Genomic DNA, 2,146 nt, shown 5'->3' with positions numbered 1-2,146 from the left:
TGAACCGGGAAGCGCTGCTATGGGAGAAGATCAAAGACAGGGTTAACGCGGATCATGCGAACTGGCCGAGTGAAGGGGATAGTCAACCCGATGTGGCGCTGCCGGCTTCTCACTTCGAAAATGTCACCGAACCCCAGCTCGACGCCGTCTCGTCCTCGCTACGCCCTGGCAAGTTCGCGACTGCATTTTGCAGCGGGAGGTGTGCGTCTGTGAGTTGGTTCAAACAGCAAGGGGGACGGCGGAGTACATTTCCGCCGTGGAGGACTTCAGCAGCTTGGCAGCACGTGAGGGTGAGCTACGCAATCGTGAGCGATCACTGCAAACCGTCGGCAGGTTATCTGAGACTTCTAAGCGAGGCCGCCGGTCCACGCGGTGGAAAAGCACCGGGTCAAAATGGACGTAAAATATCGGGCCAGCCCCGGTGTCGAAGTTTTAGCGCTAAATTCGTCCGGATGGCGAAAAGGGCCGCTGGCTGCTGCGTCGACCTTCCACCCTGGGACATCACCGGACTCGGGCGTTCACCTCCGTCGGAAAGCGCGCGGTCACGTTGGCGGTCATTGTTCGAACCCGAGCAAGCGGCGATCAGTCCCAGCCAACCAAACAGACTTGCCCGTGGCATCGGAGCGCGGGCGTCGACAGTGGACGAAGCGCGATCTTGGCGGATTGGCTCCTGCCGATGTCATAGAGATTTGCAAATGGGGAACACCGGCCGCCGACCTACTTGACGTAGATCATTCGTTCCTTAGTGGCCCGCAGGCTGCGGATGTAATAGCCTTGTGCCTGAACGGCTGACTTGATTTCGTTGCTAACCTTGAGAACTCGTTTTCTGCTCTTGCGCCAGGTATGTGCAGAGTAAAGCGCAGGTACGGCAGAGCCTGTACTTAGAACGAGCAAGCCGCGCTTGTCATTGCGATAGATATCAAACATCGTTCGTCCCCGCTGACCATATTGAACTAAGAATGAAATATGTTTCGGTTGTCTCAATGGCCGAGCTTAGTATTTCGGTCGGCTGTGCGGGTTGTAAATCTGCAACGCCAGCGACTTTCCTTCAGTTCGTTCCGGATACGGAACGAACTGAAGCAAGCCCCGGCCGCCGTCAAATTGCTGCGTATGCAATTACTTCAGTCACGATGTGTTTCGGATGTTGTTGATTGGGGGCGGAATCGAGCGGGAAGCGGCAACCGCCGTCTTCACGGATTCGCCCCGTGTGGTTGCTCTTGCACGGCAGCGCCGACACGTCACCGTGGGCGGCGATGCATCTGGCCCGTAGGCGATGTAGCTACGTCTTTCGCGGACTGCCTGTTCAGTAAGAATAGCCGACTAGACCTGCTCGGGCTCTGCGCTTCGCGTTTTGACCCTGGCTGCGTGAAAACGTGAAATCTCGCGTAGCGCGGAGAATCTGCTTCTCAGATGGAGCGGCGTCGCAGTTCAGTATGCTCCTCACGCTCCCGGAACAGGCTTCTGAAGGAATGCTTTTCTCTGTAATTTGTGCGGCGCTGCATTTTTTACACAGCCAAGACCCATTGCGGACCTGACTGTCAAAGGCGACGCTAAATTCAAATTTCAAGTAAGTCTCGGCCCGTAGTCTAGATTGTAGTCCGAATGCTGATGCGTAATGAAAATGCTTTTTAACGCGTTTAGCCCAAGACCAGCTTGCACGATCTGTCGGGCAACGCCGTTGCCACAACAATAACGTAAAGGGCGCCCCCGGCTACAATGGCATTTGAAGGTGCAGCTCGCCCAACCTGCAAGGGCGGACCGCCGGTGGTGCCCAACAACACAATCGTGCGGGCAGATTGTCCCGCCGCGAGTCTCGGTGCCAGCGCCGGTGCGAGAAGTGCTCCTGCGGAAATCTTTAGCGTCTCTCGTCTGTTCAACGTCACGGATCGCCCTCCACCTAAGCGACAGAATGCTACTGCTGAATGGCAGGACCGTCTACTTCGCTGTTCCGGTTTGAGCTTGCTTGGGAATGCCGCTTGTGGGCCTCAGCGAAGAGGCAGCATCGCTCTAGAGGTCCGCTTATTGAGGCATGGAAGACAAGATTTGCTCAGGCTGAGTTCTTCGCATTTTGACCCGCATGTATGGTCCGGCCGCGCGTTGCAAGAGGTTTCGTCAACCTGGCAGATGCGGTCTTGCATCAATGTAT

1 protein-coding gene is annotated in these 2,146 nt (G+C 56.2%); it reads right to left on the bottom strand.

What is annotated here, in order from left to right; genetic code table 11:
* Positions 1 to 717: 717 nt before the first annotated feature.
* Positions 718 to 927: a hypothetical protein gene (locus AC0L30_RS42760; protein ID WP_473406552.1), complete on the bottom strand. Its 210-nt coding sequence runs from the start codon at positions 925 to 927 to the stop codon at positions 718 to 720.
* Positions 928 to 2,146 lie beyond the last annotated feature (1,219 nt).

It is taken from the genome of Bradyrhizobium sp. MI1.11 (genome assembly GCF_055811255.1).
The sequence above is the reverse complement of the archived record's forward strand: the minus strand, read 5'-3'. Positions and strand labels throughout refer to the sequence as shown.